The 17,134-nt window shown below is 71.1% G+C and carries 15 protein-coding genes and 1 pseudogene; 6 read left to right on the forward strand and 10 right to left on the reverse strand.

The annotated features are described in order from the left end of the window. Positions 1–4: 4 nt before the first annotated feature. The 9 genes from ACFWFI_RS15480 to ACFWFI_RS15520 all read right to left on the reverse strand — a co-directional run bounded on the left by ACFWFI_RS15480 (position 5) and on the right by ACFWFI_RS15520 (position 10,718). Positions 5–1,036, reverse strand: coding sequence for a glutamate ABC transporter substrate-binding protein (locus ACFWFI_RS15480; RefSeq protein ID WP_387389724.1), 1,032 nt, complete (start codon positions 1,034–1,036; stop codon positions 5–7). An 11-nt stretch (positions 1,037–1,047) separates the two neighbouring features. Then, the gene (locus ACFWFI_RS15485) at positions 1,048–2,436 is read right to left on the reverse strand and encodes a hypothetical protein (protein WP_387389726.1); all 1,389 of its coding nucleotides are present in this window, start codon (positions 2,434–2,436) and stop codon (positions 1,048–1,050) included. A 289-nt stretch (positions 2,437–2,725) separates the two neighbouring features. Continuing rightward, positions 2,726–3,694: an N-acetylglucosamine kinase gene (locus ACFWFI_RS15490; RefSeq protein WP_387389728.1), complete on the reverse strand. Its 969-nt coding sequence runs from the start codon at positions 3,692–3,694 to the stop codon at positions 2,726–2,728. Next, positions 3,685–4,950 carry a 6-phospho-beta-glucosidase gene (locus tag ACFWFI_RS15495; RefSeq protein WP_387389731.1) on the reverse strand — a complete coding sequence of 422 codons (1,266 nt, stop codon included), beginning with the start codon at positions 4,948–4,950 and terminating at the stop codon, positions 3,685–3,687. Before ACFWFI_RS15495 ends, ACFWFI_RS15490 begins: the two co-directional genes overlap by 10 nt. 5 nt (positions 4,951–4,955) lie before the next feature. Continuing rightward, complete coding sequence (locus ACFWFI_RS15500; RefSeq protein WP_387389733.1) at positions 4,956–5,858, reverse strand: carbohydrate ABC transporter permease; 903 nt, start codon at positions 5,856–5,858, stop codon at positions 4,956–4,958. Position 5,859: 1 nt separating this feature from the next. Then, a complete protein-coding gene (locus tag ACFWFI_RS15505) occupies positions 5,860–6,858 on the reverse strand; it encodes a carbohydrate ABC transporter permease (protein WP_387389735.1) in 999 nt (332 codons plus the stop codon). Between the two features lie 11 nt (positions 6,859–6,869). Further along, on the reverse strand, positions 6,870–8,210 hold the full coding sequence (locus tag ACFWFI_RS15510) for an ABC transporter substrate-binding protein (RefSeq protein WP_387389738.1): 1,341 nt from the start codon (positions 8,208–8,210) through the stop codon (positions 6,870–6,872). Between the two features lie 148 nt (positions 8,211–8,358). Further along, positions 8,359–9,519, reverse strand: coding sequence for an ROK family transcriptional regulator (locus ACFWFI_RS15515; RefSeq protein ID WP_387389740.1), 1,161 nt, complete (start codon positions 9,517–9,519; stop codon positions 8,359–8,361). 134 nt (positions 9,520–9,653) lie between these two features. Continuing rightward, the gene (locus ACFWFI_RS15520) at positions 9,654–10,718 is read right to left on the reverse strand and encodes a mechanosensitive ion channel family protein (RefSeq protein WP_387389741.1); all 1,065 of its coding nucleotides are present in this window, start codon (positions 10,716–10,718) and stop codon (positions 9,654–9,656) included. 317 nt (positions 10,719–11,035) lie between these two features. Between ACFWFI_RS15520 and ACFWFI_RS15525 the strand changes: the two genes are divergently transcribed. The 6 genes from ACFWFI_RS15525 to alc all read left to right on the forward strand — a co-directional run bounded on the left by ACFWFI_RS15525 (position 11,036) and on the right by alc (position 16,824). Further along, positions 11,036–11,572 (forward strand): HNH endonuclease, encoded by a 537-nt coding sequence (locus ACFWFI_RS15525; RefSeq protein WP_387389743.1) that lies wholly within the window; start codon positions 11,036–11,038, stop codon positions 11,570–11,572. Positions 11,573–11,884: 312 nt separating this feature from the next. Further along, a complete protein-coding gene (locus tag ACFWFI_RS15530; RefSeq protein ID WP_387389746.1) occupies positions 11,885–12,217 on the forward strand; it encodes a hypothetical protein in 333 nt (110 codons plus the stop codon). Continuing rightward, the gene (gene malQ / locus ACFWFI_RS15535; RefSeq protein WP_387389749.1) at positions 12,218–14,365 is read left to right on the forward strand and encodes a 4-alpha-glucanotransferase; all 2,148 of its coding nucleotides are present in this window, start codon (positions 12,218–12,220) and stop codon (positions 14,363–14,365) included. Positions 14,366–14,403: 38 nt separating this feature from the next. Beyond that, entirely contained in the window at positions 14,404–14,616 is a 213-nt protein-coding gene (locus tag ACFWFI_RS15540; protein WP_387389754.1) for a hypothetical protein, read from the forward strand. A 79-nt stretch (positions 14,617–14,695) separates the two neighbouring features. After that, positions 14,696–15,619 carry a LysR family transcriptional regulator gene (locus ACFWFI_RS15545; protein ID WP_387389751.1) on the forward strand — a complete coding sequence of 308 codons (924 nt, stop codon included), beginning with the start codon at positions 14,696–14,698 and terminating at the stop codon, positions 15,617–15,619. 59 nt (positions 15,620–15,678) lie between these two features. Beyond that, on the forward strand, positions 15,679–16,824 hold the full coding sequence (alc, locus tag ACFWFI_RS15550) for an allantoicase (protein WP_387389752.1): 1,146 nt from the start codon (positions 15,679–15,681) through the stop codon (positions 16,822–16,824). On the opposite strand, the pseudogene ACFWFI_RS15555 reads toward alc, so the two are convergent. Next, positions 16,825–17,134: pseudogene (locus tag ACFWFI_RS15555) on the reverse strand (cation-translocating P-type ATPase); the annotation flags it as partial. It abuts the gene before it with no gap.

Consider the following 17,134-nt stretch of genomic DNA (forward strand, 5'->3'; position numbering starts at 1 on the left):
AGGTTCAGTTGTTCCGGTACTTGGGCGCCGGGGGGCCCTCGATGCCGGGCAGCCCCTCCGCCAGCCATGCACGGTACGACGTCATCCAGGGGCTGCCGTCGCCGCCCCGACGGTACTCGTCCAGCACGTGGTTGACCCGGGCCACCAGGTCATCGGCGCCGAGCTTCGCGGCGACGCCGTAGTACTCGGTCGTGAACGGCTTGTCGCCCTTGAGCTCCACCGCGGGGTCCTGGGCCGCCTGACCGGCGGCCAGCGCGTTGTCCGTGACCACCGCGTCGACCTCGCCGAGCTGCAGCCGCACCAGACAGTCGAGTTGGTTGGGGACGGTCAGTTGGTCCTCGTCCTGATCGGTCCCGTCGTGCTCGTCCTTGAAGATCGCGCCGAAGGAGTTCTCGTTCAGCGCGTCGTACGCCGTCGAGCCCTCCGCCGTGCAGACCCGCTTGCCCTTCAGCGACTCGTCGTAGCCGTCGATCGTGGACGTCCTGGGCGCCAGGACCTGCTGACCGGCCTGGAAGTAGGCCGTGGAGAACGCCACCTGGCCGATGCGCTTGCAGTTGATCGTCATCGTCCGGACGACGACGTCGACCTTGTCGTTCTCCAGCGCGGAGATGCGCTGGTTGGTGGGGATGGCGCGGAAGATCACCGCGTCGCGGTCACCGAGGATGTCCTCCGCGATCGCGTGCACGAGATCGATGTCGAAGCCTTCGAGCGTGCGGCTCTCCGGGTTCCGGTAACCCCACTGGAAGCTGTTCTGGTCGACGCCCGCTATCAGCTTCCCGCGCGCCCTGATCTTCTCGATGCTCGGGCCGTCGGAGTCCTTCGCCGGCAGGCTCGCCTCCGGGTCCTTGCACTCCTCGGCCTCGGCGGGCACCGCGGAGTCGGCTCCGTGGCCCGCGCTCTGCCCGCCGAACGTCCCGTCGCCGTGTGCCAGCGGCAGCAGGGTGAGCGAGGCGGTGACGGCACAGGCCACCGCCATGCCTGTCACACCGCCCCAGCCGCGCAGCCTGCCGCGCGCCCAGCCTTTCGCCCTGGTCATCCCTCGTCCCCTCACCGGTACTCCGAGAGCCTGCGGTTGACCCCGACGATCGCGGCGGCCGCAGCCAGTACGGCGAGGACCGCCGCTCCGGCCGGCAGTCCGCCCAGCGCCCCGCGCCCGTCGTCGGCCGCCGCGTCGAACTCGTCCTGTTCATGGGCGAGGGCCCGCTCCAGCGCGTCGTCGACCTGTTCGAAGGACTCACCCGTGGAGTCCTCCGCGCCGATGACCTGCTGCAGCGCACTGTCGTAGTCACCCCGGTCGTCCGTCGTCCGGGCCTTCTTGTGGCGGTCCTGCCACTCGGACACGCCGTCGACGGCGTCGCCCACCGGCTCGCGCCCCGTGACGTCGTCGGCGAGCTTCTTCGCGCTCTTGAGCTGTGCGTCGAGTGCCTTCATGCCGGTGCTGTAGTCGGTCTCGTACTGGTCCTGCGTGCCGTCCGGGGTGAGTACTGCACCACGGGCGACCAGGGTGAGGTTCTCATTGGCGCGTGCCTTCAGCGAGTTGATCCGTGCCTTGTTGAGGACATCGAGTGACGCCTGCCCGTGCACCATCGCGCCGCGCAGTTCGGCCCTGGCCACCGTGTGTCCCACGGCCAGCCAGAGCAGGACCACCGTGGCCGCGGCCGTCGCCGCGAGCAGCCCGTGGTTGAAGACGCGGTTCGTCCTGCGGTAGTTGCGCCGCTGCATCCACACCAGCGCGGCCAGTGCCACGACCCCGGCACCCAGGGAGAGGAAGGGGAACTGCCGTGCGTCGGCCGAGTCGGTGGCGAGCCGCCCGGTCTCCGCGGCGTACAACCGCTCGGCGGCCGGCAGGAGTTCGTTGGTCATCTTCTGGTTGGCGTACCGGAGGTAGGCGCCGCCGAGCGGCAGCCCCTGCCGGTTGTTGGCCCGGGCCCGCTCGACCAGGCCCGTGTACACGGGGAGCAGCTCGCTCAGCGCCGTGATCTCCTGGTGCGACGAGGTGGAGGCATCGGTGCTCGCCGCGGCCTCGACCAGCAGCCGGGAGGCCTCCTTGATGTCCGCGTCGTACCGCGCGAGCACGTCCGGGGGCTCCTGCGCTCCCGCCAGGAAGCCGCTCGCCGCCATCGTGTCCGCGTCGGCCAGCGAACGGTAGATGCTCGCGGCGTCCGCGCTCAGCGGCTGGCTGCGGGTCACCACGTCGTCGGCGGACGAGGCCCGTCCGGAGATCTCCAGATAGGTGACCGCTCCGAACACCACGACCAGCAGGGCCAGTACGGCGCCGATGATCTGCAGCCTGCCCGGCTCGGTCGTCGCCGCGGCGCGCAGCCGCTCGACGGCCACGGACGGGACACCGCGGCGCGGCGCGGGTACGGTCACGGGCGCGGACGACTGATCAGGCTCGGGCTCCCGCAGCGCGGTCCCGCTCGGCGGGTATGCCACTTGACCTCCCCCTCGGTCACTGACGACGACCCGGCCCCCCGGCCGATCGGGGGATGACTGGTCCTGGCCAGAAGTATGGCCCCAGGGGCCGGTATCCACCAGGAATGCCCAAATCCCGCGTCGTCCCCGTATTCGATCAGGACCAGCGCAAACGATCAAGGCAATCGGCCGGGCCGGCTCCGAGCGGACTGATCTCCCCCACCATGAACACGTCCGGGACAACTGATCGGTTCCCGTACGCGAGGGGCGTCCCGCGCCGTACCGCCGGGACGCCCACGCCCACCGCTCCTCAGACGTACTGCGCCCGCAGTCTCTTGTGCGCCTCCGGGGCGGCCCCCGTGTGGTCCAGGCCCAGCAGCGCGGCGCCCAGCACCGGGGGTGCCGAGACGACCCGTACCACCGCCTTCGGGGCGCGCACGGCGAGGAGTTCGGCGATCCGGCCGTCCAGGGCCGGGTGACGGGCAGCCAGCACGCCCCCGCCCAGCACCACCGGTACCTCCTCCTCCAGCAGGCCGAGGCGGGTGAGCGAGACCGAGGCCATCGCCACGACCTCGTCGGCCAGCCGGTCCACCAGATCACGGGCGATCCGGTCGCCCGCCGCGCCGGTGGAGAACAGCACCGGGGTCAGCTCGTGCCGACGCTCGTGCGGGATGTGCCCCAGGTGCAGTGCCTCGATCAGCGCGTACATCGAGTCGAGCCCGAAGTGGCCTGGCAGCGTCCGCACCAGCTCGGTCGGCTCGCCGCGGCCGTCCTCGGCCCTCGCCGCGAACCACATCGCCTCCTCGGCGAGCCCCGAACCGCCGCCCCAGTCACCGGACATCCGGCCGATCGCGGGGAAGCGGGCGGTGGCGCCGTCCGGCCGCATACCGACGCAGTTGATCCCCGCGCCGCACACCACGGCCACCCCACGGGGTTCGTCGACCCCCGCGCGCAGTATCGCGAAGGTGTCGTTGCGCACCTCCACCGTCCGGCCCCAGCCACGGGCCCGCAACGCCTCGGCCAACTCCTGTTCCTCGACCGGGAGATCCGCATTGGCGAGACAGGCCGACACATGCTCGACGCCGGTCACCCCGGCCCGCTCGAGTGCGGGCCGGACCGCCTCCGCCAACCCGTCCACCGCCACGTCGACCCCGACGATCGGCGGCTGGAAGCCACCTCCGCGTGCGGAGCCGAGGACCGTGCCGTCGGCACCGATCACGGCCACGTCGGTCTTGCTGTTGCCCGCGTCGATCGCGAGCACATGTGCGGTCAGGCCCACGCCAGGTGCTCCCGGTTGTGCGCGATCAGCTTGTCGGTGAGCGCCTCGGCGTACTCGAACTGACCGATCAGGGGGTGGGCCATCAGAGCCTTGAACACCCGGTCGCGGCCACCGCGCAGTGCGGCTTCCAGGGCGAGGTCCTCGTAGGCGGTGACGTGCCCGATCAGCCCGGCGTACAGCGGGTCCAGCGCGGGCACGGCGAGCGGGGTCGCGCCCGTCCCGTCGACCCGGGCCTGGACCTCGATCACCGCGTCGTCCGGCAGGAACGGCAGCGTCCCCTTGTTGTACGTGTTGACCACCTGCACCGCGGAGCCGCCCCCGCCGAGCAGCGAGGACGCGAGGTCCACGGCCGCCTCCGAGTAGAAGGCGCCGCCGCGCTTGCCCAGCAGTGCGGGCTTCTCGTCCAGGGCCGGGTCGCCGTACATCGCCAGGAGCTCCTTCTCCATCGCGGCGACCTCGGCCGCGCGGGACGGCTTCGTGCCGAGCTCCCTCACGACCTCGTCGTGGGCGTAGAAGTACCGCAGGTAGTAGGAGGGGACGACGCCGAGGCGGTCGACGATCTGCCGAGGCATGCGAAGGTCGCCGGCGATCGCGTCGCCGTGCTCCGCGAGCAGCTTCGGCAGGACGTTCTCGCCGTCCGGGCCGCCCAGGCGGACCCCGAGCTCCCACGTCAGGTGGTTGAGCCCGACATGGTCCAGGTGCACCTCGCCGGGCGTCACGTCGAGCAGCGCGGCGAACTTGCGCTGGAAGCCGATCGCCACGTTGCACAGGCCCACGGCCTTGTGCCCGGCCTGGAGCAGCGCCCGGGTGACGATCCCGACGGGGTTGGTGAAGTCGATGATCCACGCGTCGGGATTGGTGCGGCGCACCCGCTCGGCGATGTCGAGGACGACCGGGACCGTGCGCAGCGCCTTGGCCAGACCGCCCGCGCCGGTGGTCTCCTGGCCGATGCAGCCGCATTCGAGCGGCCAGGTCTCGTCCTGGTTGCGGGCGGCCTGCCCGCCGACGCGGAGCTGGAGCAGCACCGCGTCGGCGTCGGCGACCCCGGCGTCCAGGTCGGAGGTGGTGGTGATCTTTCCGGGATGGCCCTGCTTGGCGAAGATCCGCCGCGCCAGGCCGCCGACCAGTTCCAGCCGGTCTGCCGCCGGGTCGACGAGCACGAGCTCCTCCACCGGCAGGGTGTCCCGCAGCCGCGCGAAACCGTCGATCAGTTCGGGGGTGTAGGTGGACCCGCCACCAACTACTGCGAGCTTCATGATTCTCAGCCCTTTACTCCGGTGAGGGTGACGCCTTCTACGAAGGCCTTCTGTGCGAAGAAGAACACGATGATGACCGGCGCCATGACGAGCAGCGTCGCGGCCATGGTCAGGTTCCAGTTGACCGCGTGGGCGCTCTTGAAGGACTCCAGGCCGTAGCTCAGCGTCCAGGCACCGGGGTTCTGGGCGGCGTAGATCTGCGGTCCGAAGTAGTCGTTCCAGCAGTAGAAGAACTGGAAGAGCGCCACGGCCGCGATCCCCGGCTTGGCCATCGGCACGACGATCTTGAGGAGGGTGCGGAACTCGCCGCAGCCGTCGACCTTCGCCGACTCGATGTACTCCTGCGGAATGGTGAGCAGGAACTGCCGCAGCAGGAAGATCGAGTACGCGTCCCCGAACGCCATGGGAATGATCAGCGGCCACAGCGAGCCCGAGAGGTGGAACTGCTGGGCCCACACCAGGTACATCGGGATGATGATGACCTGCGGCGGCAGCATCATCGTGGAGATGACGAGGATCATCGCGGTACGCCGGCCGCGGAAACGGAACTTGGCCAGCGCGTAGGCGACCGGCACCGATGAGCAGACCGTGAACACGGTGCCCAGCAGTGCGTACACCAGCGAGTTGCGCCACCAGTCGAGGAATCCGGGGGTGTGGAAGACCGTCGAGTAGTTCGACCAGTTCCAGGAGTCCGGCCACAGATCGCCGCTCATCGCCTGCCCGTCGCTCATCACCGAGGTGAGGAAGACGAAGACGAACGGCAGGACGAAGAACAGGGCGAGCGCGACGGCCACGGAGTGGACCGCGATCCAGTTCAGGATGCGCTTACGACGGTGTCTGGCCGCGTCGGTGCGGCTCGGACCGCTCGACACGGCGGTGTCCGGCCTGGTCAGGGTGGTGGTGGTCATCTCAGTCCTCCGCCGGGATGAGGCCGACGCTCTTGCGCATCAGCAGAAGGGTGACGGCCATGGCAATGGCGAAGAGCACGAGTGAGAGCACGCACGCGGCACCGGTGTTGAAGTTCTGGAAGCCCATCGAATAGACGAGCTGCGGCACCGTCAGGGTGGAGTGGTCCGGATAGCCGGGCTGGATCACCGTGCCCGGGCCGATGGAGACGCCCGAGGCGAGCTTTCCCGCGACGAGGGCCTGTGTGTAGTACTGCATCGTCTGCACGACGCCGGTGACGACGGCGAACAGCACGATCGGGGTGATGGCGGGCCAGGTGACGTAGCGGAACTTCGTCCAGGCGCCCGCGCCGTCCAGATCGGCGGCCTCGTACTGCTCCTTCGGGACGTCCAGCAGTGAGGCCATGAAGATGACCATCAGGTCGCCGATGCCCCACAGGGAGAGCAGGACCAGGGAGGGCTTCGACCAGTTCGGGTCGTTGAACCAGCTCGGGCCGTGCAGGCCGATCCACGACAGCATCTCGTTGACCGGTCCGGTGGACGGGTTGAGGAGGAAGACGAAGGCGACCGTGGCCGCGACGGGCGGGGCCAGGTAGGGGATGTAGAAGGCCGTGCGGAACAGCCCGACACCCGTCTTGATCTTCGTGATCAGGAGGCCGATGCCGAGGCCGAAGACCACGCGCAGCGCGACCATCACCACGACCAGCCACAGCGTGTTCCACAGGGCCGGGCCGAACAGCGGCATCTGCTCCAGCACGTACTTCCAGTTCCGCAGCCCGACGTAGGTGGGCGCCTTGATCTGGTTGTAGTGCATGAACGAGAAGTAGACGGTCGCGATCAGCGGGTAGCCGAAGAAGACCGAGAATCCGACCAGCCAGGGCGAGAGGAATCCCAGGGTGCGCAGCCGCTCGCGGTTCTGCTTGCGCCGCAGAGGGGAATTGCGGGGGGCGGGTTCCGTCGCCCGCTCGGCGGACTTCGCCGGGGTGGAGAGGGAAAGTGCCATGACTCGGCTCCTCAGTTTTCCGACTGGACGTTGTCGGCGTCGATCTGTTCGTCGAGTTCCTTCAGGGCGCTGTGCAGGTCCTTGGTCCTGCCCGCCTCGACGGATTGCGAGAAGTCCCCGAACGAGTTGATGTACTGCCCGCCGTTGTTCGAGGGCGGAACGGCCTGGCTGTGCGGGTTCTGCGCGATCCCGATGAAGGCGCGGAAGGCCGGATCGGCGTCCAGGTCGGGCGATTCGAGCGCATCGAACGTGGACGGCACGTTGTGGATCGCGTTGGCGAAGTGGACGACCGGCTCGGTGTCGATCGTCAGGTACTTCACCAGCTCCCAAGCCGCGTTCTGGTGCCGGCTGCTGTGCGCGATGCCGGCCACGGTGCCGGTCAGATAACCGCGCCCGTAGGTGTCCGCCTGGTCGTCGGGGACCGGCAGCGGGGCGACCGCCCAGTCGAACTCCGCCTTGGCCTCGTCGAGCATCAGTCCACGCCACTCGCCGTCCAGGTGCATGGCGAGTTTGCCGGTCAGGAAGCCGTTCTGCGACGACATCTCGTCACCGAAGCCGGCGCGGAGCCTCTCCATGGCCGGGTAGCCGCCCTGCGCGTCCGTGAGGCCGCGCATGGTGGTGAAGAAGTCCTCGGTCTTGGGCTCCTCGGCGAGCTTCGCCTTGCCCTCGTCGTCGAAGTACTCAGGACCCCACTGCGCGAACATCCGGTCGGGGGAGTTCTGGTAGAGCTGGAAGTTCGGCATGAAGCCGGCGCGCTTCAGCGAGCCGTCCTTGTTCTTCTGCGTCAGCTTGACCGCGTCGGCCTTCATCTCGGACATGGTGCGCGGGGGCCGGGTGATCCCCGCCGCCTCGAAGGCGTCCTTGTTGTAGTACATGCCGAACGCGTCGGCGAGCAGGGGCGTCGCGCACTGGACGCCCTCGTACTGCGTGTAGTCCAGCAGGGTCTTGGGGAAGACCTTCGCCTTGTCGATCCCGCTCTTCTTCATGAAGGGGTCGAGATCCACCCACATGCCCGAGGAGCAGTACTGGCCGACGTTGTTGGTGGTGAAGGACGTGACCACGTCGGGTGCGTCGCCGCCGCCGGCGCGCAGTGCCTGGTTGATCGTCTCGTCGCTCACATTGCCGGTGGAGACGACGTCGATGTTCGGGTGGAGCTTCTCGAACCGGGCGATGTTCTCGTTGATCGCCTTGACCTCCCCGGGCGCCGACCAGCCGTGCCAGAACTTCAGCGTGACCGGTTTCGTGGGGTCGTCGGTGTTGCTGCCGGTGCTCGGATTGGCGCAGCCGGACAGCAGCAACGCGGCTGCGCCGAGCGCCAGAGGCACGCGGGTACGAATGCGCCGTAGCGCCATGGCGGACTTCCTTTGCAGCGGGACTTCGCGGGGGAGGGGCGGTGGAGCACGGGGATACGGAGGAGGAGCCGGGCACGAGGTGCTCACCGGGCATGGGGGTGCCGTACGCGTGACCGGGTACGGACGGCGCGGTGGTATGCCGGGTGGTTCAGGCGGTGTCGAAGACGCTGTCGCGCGCCTGGGCGAGGGCCGTTCGCAGAGCGCCGGTCAGGATCGGGTCACCCTCGATGTCGCTGATGCGGAGCAGCGGCCGGGGCAGTGCGAGACCGGTCATCTCGGCCTCGACCCGCTCGCGGAGTTCCTCCCCGCCGGCCTGGGCCACCCGGCCGGAGAGGACGACCAGTTCGGGATCGACCACGGCGACCACGGAGGCGAGGCCGGTGGCCAGTCTGCGGGCGACCTCGGCCCGCACGGCCTCGTCGGCGAGCGCTTCGGTCAGCGGCCTTCCACCGGCCAGGTCGCGCACGGCGGGGCAGGAGACCTGGCTCTGGAAGCCGCCCCCCGCGTCGGGGCCCGCCCAGTCGGCCGCGCCGCCGCGGGCGAGCGGGGCGCCGGGCAGCGGCATGTAGCCGATCTCCCCCGCGCCGCCGGTGGCGCCGCGCAGGAGGGTGCCGCCCAGCACGATCGCGGCACCCACGCCCTCGTCGAGCCAGGCGAGCACGAAGTGGTCGTGGTCCTGGGCCGCGCCCGCGTACTGCTCGGCGATGGCCGCGAGGTTCACGTCGTTCTCTATGACGACCGGCCTTCCGACCACCTCGGCGAGATCGGCGAGCAGGGTGCGGGAGTGCCAGCCGGGCAGGTGGGGCGCGTAGCGCAGCTGTCCGGTGTGCGGGTCGATCGCGCCCGGTGTGCCCACCACCACGCCGTCGAGGTCGTCATGGCCGAGACCGGTCGGACGCAGGGCGCCGTCCACGGCCTCGGCGACGAGCTGTGCGGTGCGGTGGCGTACGTCCTCGGCGACGGCGTCGGCCTCGACACGGCAGGAGCCGACGACGGTGCCGGTGATGTCGGCGACGACGGCGTCTATGCCGGTGGGACCGACGGAGAGCGCGGCGACGTGGGCGGCGTCCGGGTTTATCTCGTAGAGCACGGCGTTCGGTCCGGGCCGTCCGCCCTGGCTGCCTGTCGAGCGGACCAGGCCCGCGTCCTCCAGCCTCGCCAGCAGCTGGGAGGCGGTGGGCTTGGAGAGCCCGGTCAGCTCGCCGATGCGCGTGCGGGTGAGGGGGCCCTGGGTGACCAGGAGATCGAGCGCGGCCCGGTCGTTCATGGCCCGCAGAACGCGGGGTGTTCCCGGTGTGGTTCCGGCCATGAGCGACGCACCCCTCTGTTAGGAAACTTTCCTATCGGTGAGAGGAAGGTATGGCGACGTCGCGGAGCCGTCAATGGGAAGCGCCCCCGAGGCAACCAAAGCGTTACCTGCGGGGGCGCTGTGCAGCACGGCGGTCACTTCGACAGGTTCGGCGGCGCTATCGGGGTCGCGGCCAGCGACTGCGGTGACGTCGCCGACGCGTACGCGGACGGCGCGGCCATGGCCGCCGTCGGGTCGGCGGTGGACTCCCCGCCGGTCTGGGCGGGAACGGCGCCGATCATCCGGATACCGGCCGCGTCCAGTGCCTGCTTGATGCGCCAGCGCAGCTCGCGCTCGACGCCCAGCGACTTGCCCGGCATGGTCTTGGCCGTGACCCGTACGGTCATCGAGTCGAGCAGCACCGCGTCCAGGCCGAGGATGTCCACCGGACCCCACAGCCGCTCCGACCAGGGCTCTTCCTTGGTCATGGTCTCGCCCGCCTCGGAGATCGCCTTGCGGACCAGGTCCAGGTCCTCCGTCGGGCGGACCGTGACATCGACGCCGGCCGTGGACCAGCCCTGGCTGAGGTTGCCGATCCGCTTCACCTCGCCGTTGCGGACGTACCAGATCTCGCCGTTGTCACCGCGCAGCTTGGTGACCCGCAGGCCCACCTCGATGACCTCACCGGAGGCGACACCCGCGTCGATCGTGTCACCGACGCCGTACTGGTCCTCGAGGATCATGAAGACGCCGGAGAGGAAGTCGGTGACGAGATTGCGTGCGCCGAAGCCCAGCGCCACACCCGCGACCCCCGCAGAGGCCAGCAGGGGGGCCAGGTTGATCTGGAAGGCGCCCAGGATCATCAGGGCCGCGGTGCCGAGGATGAGGAACGACGTGACCGAGCGGAGTACGGAACCGATGGCTTCGGAGCGCTGGCGGCGGCGTTCCGCGTTGACCAGCAGGCCGCCGAGGGCCGTGCCCTCCACCGCTTGGGCGCTGCGGTTCATCCGGTCGATGAGGTTGGTCAGGGCGCGCCGGATCAGGTAGCGCAGCACGATCGCGATGGCCGCGATGAGGATGATGCGAAGACCGGTGTTCAGCCAGGTGGACCAGTTCTCCTCGACCCAGCCTGCGGCGTTCCCGGCCCGCTCGGCGGCTTCGTCCAGCGAGCCGGCGGCACCGGGGGACGGGGCCGCGGCCAGGAGGGCGGACAGGGACACGGCGGGGACCTCCAGAAGGGGCGACAGCAGACCAATAACACTAACGAAGCCGGGGGAGTGCTTCGTTGCCGCCGAGCGGGGAGAGACACGTCTCACCCGGGGATACCGGGGGTGTGGCCGACCCCACAGAGGGGCCGGCCGCCCTGCTGAAGCGCCTGTTCCGGTGTCTCCTGGCCCTGCGGACTGCAGGCCGGAGAGGAAAATCCCTCCGGCCCGTTACCCGCACGTGGTGGCGCTCGGACCAGGCATGAGGAGAGACTGAGATCGGATCGTCCCGGCGCGAGCCACGCGTCGCCGGCGTACAAGGAGGCATCCACGTGCCGCACGTCCTGGTTCTCAACGCTTCGTACGAGCCGCTCGGCGTCGTACCTCTCCGCCGCGCGCTCGTCCTCGTCCTCGAGAACAAGGCCATCTGCCTCGAGGAGTCCGGCGCCTTCATGCGCAGTGCCACCCGTGCCGTGCCGGCGCCCAGCGTCGTCCGCCTCAAGCGGTTCGTGCGGGTCCCCTACCGGGGGCCCGTTCCCCTCACGCGCCGGGCGCTCTTCGCCAGGGACGGTGGCCGCTGCATGTACTGCGGGGCCGCCGCGACCAGCGTCGACCACGTCATCCCGCGCAGCAGGGGCGGGCAGCACGCCTGGGACAACGTGGTGGCGGCCTGTCGCCGCTGCAACCACGTCAAGGCCGACCGGCACCTGCCCGAGCTGGGCTGGCGCCTGCGCCACCAGCCCGCGCCGCCCAGTGGTCTCGCCTGGCGGATCATCGGGACCGGACACCGGGATCCGCGCTGGCTGCCCTACCTGCAGCCGTTCGGCGCGGACGACGTGATGGCCCGGATCGATGGCGTTTCGGCCTGAGGAACCGGGCCTTCGACGTCTCCGGGCCCTCAGGGGGCGTCCTGGTCCCGTGCGGCGGGCGTAGGCGCCCTGCCACCACGGCGGGACCCGCTTCGTCGGACAGGCCCGACGCATTGCACGGCGTGGCGCGCGGGGGTTCGGGGAAGAGTCGCCGAGTGGCTGAAAACCGCCCATACCCGGCATGCGAGGGAACGGGATGTGACCCACGGCACGTTGAGCTCGTTGTCATAACGCCTATGTCACGTCCACGCCTGCTCCCGCGCCCGCTGGGTAGGTCTGCTGTGTCCTGTTGTCCACGGCCAGGAGGCCAACGTGCCCGCTTCCGCGCAGCTTCTGCTCTCCGCCCTCTCCAAACAGGTACCGAGCCCCATGGATCCCGATCGGCCGGCAGGCAAGACGTCCCCGACCTTCACCGCCCCTCCGATGATCAGTGAGCTGCCGCTCGCCGATGTCTCCCACCTGACCGGCGAACCCGCGTTCGCCGACAGCGCCCCGCTCATCAGCGAGCCGCCGCTCACCAGCGAGCCCCCGCTCGCCGACGCCACACCACTCACGAGCGAGCCACCGCTCGCCGCCGTCGCCCCTCTGACCAGCGAGCCGACAGCACCCGGCACCGCAGGGGGCATGGAGTCCCCAGGAGTCTGAATGGGCTTGTCCCGGCTCGCCGCACTGCACGGCGTCGCCACCTCCTTCTCCCCGTCCGCGGATGTCACGGTGTCCGTCCCCGACGACACGGTCACGGCCGTGCTCGCCGCGCTGGGCGTCGACGCCGCCACTCCCGCGGAGGTGCGGAGATCTCTCGCCGCAGCCGAATCGGCAGCGGCCTCCCGACTGCTCCCGCCGACGGTGGTGGCCTGGTCCGGGGAGCCGCTGCCGGCCGCGCTCACCGCGCTGCCGCCCGGCGCGCTCCTGACGGTCGACCCCGAACCGGGGAGCACCGACACACCCACGCCCCTGCGCATGCGGGTGCTTCCCGCCCCTGCCCCGTCCGCGGACACGCCGAAGACGCCCTCCTGGTGGACGGAACCACCCCTGGGCGTCCACCGGCTTACCGTCCGCAGTGCGGACCACCGCTACGCCACGGCCACGCTCGTCGTCGCTCCGGACCGCGTACCCCGGCCTCCCGCCCGCACGCACGGATTCCTCGTCCAGCTCTACTCGATGCTGTCCGCCCGCTCCTGGGGCATGGGCGACCTCGCGGACCTGGCCGACCTCGCCGCCTGGGCGGGGCGGACCCTGGGGAGCGGGTTCGTCCAGGTCAATCCGCTGCACGCCGCCGTACCGGGCAGGCCGACCGACCCGTCCCCGTACCGCCCCTCCTCGCGCCGCTTCCCCGACCCCGTCCATCTGCACATCGAGTCGATCCCGGAGTACGGCCACGTCGCCGAGCCCGGCAGGGCGGCCCTGGACGATCTGCGTCAGGAAGCCGCGGCGCTGCGCGAGGCCGTGCTGAACAAGGGCGCGCTGATCGACCGGGACGCCGTCTGGGCCCTCAAGAAGCAGGCCCTGGAGATCGTCCACGAGGTCCCCCTGACCCCCGGGCGCCGCGCCGCCTACTGCGACTTCCTCGCCGAGCAGGGGCAGGCCCTGGAGGACCACGCCCTGTGGTGCGCCCTGGCCGAGCTGCACGGCCCGCGGTGGCGCGCCTGGCCCGAGGGGCTGCGCGACCCCCGCTCCCCGCAGAGCGCCCGTGCCCGCACCGATCTGCTGGACCGCGTCGACTTCCACTGCCGGCTCGCCTGGCTCACGGACACCCAGCTCGCGACCGCCCAGAGAGCCGCGCGGGATTCCGGGATGGCCGTCGGTATCGTCCACGACCTCGCCGTCGGCGTCCACCCCGACGGCGCCGACACCTGGGCGCAGCAGGACGCCTTCGCGCACGGCATGTCCGTCGGCGCGCCTCCCGACGCCTTCAACGCCCACGGCCAGGACTGGGGGCTGCCCCCCTGGCGTCCCGACGCCCTCGCGGCGTCCGGCTACGCACCCTTCCGCCATCTCCTGCGGGGCCTCCTCGCCCACGCCGGAGCCCTGCGCATCGACCACGTCATGGGTCTCTTCCGGCTCTGGTGGGTGCCCGAGGGGCACCCACCCACCGAGGGCGCGTACGTCGGTCAGGACGCCGAGGCGATGCTCGCCGTGCTCGTCCTGGAGGCGCACCGGGCCGGTGCCGTCGTCATAGGGGAGGACCTGGGCACCGTCGAGCCCGGCGTACGCGAGGCACTCGCCCGGCGCGGGGTGCTCGGCACCTCGGTGCTCTGGTTCGAGCGCGACTGGGCCGGGACCGGGCGCCCGCTCGCTCCCGAGAAGTGGCGCCAGGACTGCGTGGCCACGGCGACCACCCACGACCTGCCCTCCACCGCGGCCAGGCTGACGGGCGAACACGTGACGCTCCGCCACCGGCTCGGACTGCTCACCCGCGGTCTGGAACAGGAGCTGGCCGAGGACGCCGCCGACACCGCCGAGTGGCTGGCATACCTCGCCCGGCTCCGGCTGCTGCCCGAGGGCGACGGCGACGAGGAGGCGGCCGTCCGCGCCGTCCACCGCTTCCTGCGGAGCACCCCGGCCCGGATGGCCGGGGTCTGGCTCCCGGACACGGTGGGCGACCGCCGCCCGCAGAACCTCCCCGGGACCTGGGACCAGTACCCCAACTGGCGCCTGCCCATCGCCGATGCGGAAGGACACCCCGTCACCCTGGAGGAGATCACCGCATCGCCCCGGCTGCACAGGCTGATGGCCGTTCTGGCGGACGGCCCGGAGTCCCGTACGGCACCCCCGGGCGCGCGCCCCTCCTAGGCGTTCGCTACGTTTGCACCGTGGACAAGAAGAACGCTATGCGCGCCGGCGCCGTCGCGGCCGGTACGACGCTGATGATGCTGCTCATGTCGTCCCCGGCGCTCGCGCTCACCCGCGACGACGGTGACGACCCGGGCCCGGGCCTGAACGTGCTGGAGACCCTCGGCCTCTACGTCGCGGCACCCATCGTCCTGTTCCTGGTGATCGTGGGGCTCGTCATGGTCCTCGACAAGTCCAAGAAGCAGGCCTAGCCAGTTCTCCCGAGTGCGCCGCCGGTACGACGTACCGCGCGGCGCACCGGCATGTCCGGGCTCCGGGTAGGTTTCGGCCATGACCGAGTGGGACGTCAAGAAGCTCCGCATCCTGCGCACCCTGCGCGACCGGGGCACCGTCACCGCCACGGCCGAGGCCCTCCGCATGACTCCTTCCGCCGTCTCGCAGCAGCTCTCCAACCTCGCCGGACAGCTCGGTGTGCCGCTGCTGGAGGCGCAGGGGCGCCGCGTCCGGCTCACCGACGCCGCTCACCTCGTGCTGCGCCACGCCGAGGCGGTCTTCGCCGAGCTGGAGCGGGCCGACGCCGAGCTCACCGGCTATCTGCGGGGTGAGGCGGGACAGGTGCGGGTCGGTGCCTTCTCGACCGCCGTGTCCGCCCTCGTCGTCCCGGCCGTGCGGCTCCTGGAGGCCGAGGACCGGCCCGGGCCCCAGGTGCGTGTACGGGAGGCGGAGGCGGCCCAGGCCTACGAGCTGCTGTCGGCCGGTGAGGTGGACCTGGCGCTCTCCCTGGCGGCGCACGCCCCGACGGCCCGGGATCCCCGCTTCACCCTGATGCCGCTCCTGGCCGACCCGCTGGACGTGGCGCTGCCCGCCGGCCACCGCCTCGCCGGGGTGCCCGCCCTGCGGCTGGCGGACCTTTCCCGGGAAGCCTGGATCTTCGGCGGTTCCGGCCCGTGGTCGGAGATCACCACCGCCGCGTGCGAGGCCGCCGGTTTCGTCCCCGAGCAGGCCCACAGCGCCGCGGGCTGGACGGCGATCCTCGCCATGGTGCGGGCGTCCATGGGCGTCGCTCTGATCCCCCGGATGGTCTCGGTCTCCGACCGGCCGTGCGACGGCGTGGTGATGCGGGTCCTGGAGGCGGACCGGCCGTACCGCCATGTGGTGGCGGCCGTACGGCAGGGGGCGGAACGCGGTCCTGCGGTCGCGCGGGTGCTGGCGGCGCTGCAAGAGGTGGCGCACACATCTGTTAAGCAGAACTGAAAGAACCGTACGAAAACTTTCGATGGACCTGATCGGTGATGCGCCTGCACAGTGGGCCCATGCCCAGCGACGAGATCCAGACGGAGCACCCTTCCACCGACCCGCACGCCAACGACGCGGCACCCTACGGCGGCGGTGACCCCTACGCCGACTACCGCACAGGTGACTTCTCCTTCACCGAGCTGGTCGACCTCGCGGACCGCCGCCTCGGCGCGGGCGTGATCGCGGCGAACGACGAGTTCTTCGCCGAGCGCGAGAACCTCCTGATCCGCGAGCCCGCCGTCTTCGACCCCGAGCGTTTCGGCCACAAGGGCAAGATCATGGACGGCTGGGAGACCCGCCGCCGCCGGGGGACGGACGCGGAGCACCCCTTCCCCGCCCCCGAGGACCACGACTGGGCGATCGTCCGGCTGGGCACGCCCGGGATCATCCGCGGCATCGTCGTCGACACCGCCCACTTCCGCGGCAACTACCCGCAGCGCGTCTCCGTCCAGGCGACGGCCGTGGAAGGCGCCCCCGGGCCGGAGGAACTGCTCGCCGAAGACGTGAAGTGGGAGGAGCTCGTCCCGCCGGCCCCCGTGCGCGGCCACGCCGCCAACGGCTTCGAGGTCACGGGCGGACGCCGCTACACCCACCTGCGGATCTGCCAGCACCCCGACGGCGGCATCGCCCGCCTCCGCGTCCACGGCGAGGTCGTCCCCGACCCGGCCTGGCTCGCCGCGCTGGGCACGATCGACCTGATCTCGATCCTCAACGGCGGCATGTACGAGGACGCCTCGGACCGCTTCTACTCCTCGCCGGCCCAGATCATCCTGCCCGGCACCTCCCGAAAGATGGACGACGGCTGGGAGAACCGCCGCCGCCGGGTCCGCGACACGAACGACTGGGTCCGCTTCCGCCTCCCCGCGCAGGGAGCGGTGCGCGCGGTCGAGATCGACACCGCCTACCTCAAGGGCAACGCGGCCGGCTGGATCGGCCTCCACGGCCGCGACGGCGAGACCGGCGAATGGTTCGAGATCCTCCCCCGCACCAGGCTCCAGCCCGACACCCTCCACCGCTTCGTCCTGGACACCGAGGCCGTGGTCACCCATGTACGCCTGGACGCCTACCCCGACGGGGGAGTGGCCCGGATGCGCCTCCACGGCTCGCTGACGGAGACGGGCGCGGCCGAACTGGCCGGTCGCTACGAGCAGTCCGGGGGCTGACGCTCCAGGCCACCCACAACTCCCGGCGACCGCGCCCACCGAGACGGCGTTGTCCCCGGAGATGACCTTGGCCGCGACGTGCTGCTCCTCGAAGTAGCGCAGGGTGTCGGCGGCGTCCGGGCGGAGCCGCTGCTCCAGGACGACGAGGGCGGTCGGTTCGGCCCCGGCGCCCGGGTCGGGCCCGTCCAGCCCGCCCGCGGCCCGGGAGAGGAGGAGGACCCGCAGGCCCCGCTCGTTGAGCGCGTCGGTCTCGGCGAGCGCCGGCGCCGCTGCGGCCGGCGGAATGCCCATCGTGGGAGCAGGGCTCATT

The organism is Streptomyces sp. NPDC060209 (assembly GCF_042728155.1).
Lineage (GTDB): Bacteria > Actinomycetota > Actinomycetes > Streptomycetales > Streptomycetaceae > Streptomyces.